The organism is Pseudomonas sp. NY15364 (assembly GCF_048068235.1).
Classification (GTDB): Bacteria; Pseudomonadota; Gammaproteobacteria; order Pseudomonadales; family Pseudomonadaceae; genus Aquipseudomonas; species Aquipseudomonas mendocina_D.
Window position 1 is genome coordinate 1 of record NZ_JBLUPX010000114.1, and the last position, 202, is coordinate 202.

1 pseudogene is annotated in these 202 nt (G+C 58.4%); it reads right to left on the bottom strand.

Features of this window, described 5'->3' with window-relative positions:
• Positions 1-202: pseudogene (locus tag ACNFCJ_RS24220) on the bottom strand (IS5/IS1182 family transposase); the annotation flags it as partial.

Consider the following 202-nt stretch of genomic DNA (forward strand, 5'->3'; position numbering starts at 1 on the left):
GAGCTTCTCCACGCTCAGGTGCTTGCGCAGCGAAGCTACCGCTTGGAACTTGCTGCCATCGATGGCCACCAGCTCCCCACTGATCAAGCTCGCCTGGCGACAGAACTGGACAAAAGCCTTGCAAGTCGCCTGAAAGGCCATGCTGTTGTCTTTGCGAAAATCCGCGATGGTCTTGAAGTCCGGCGCCAGACGACCCAGCAAC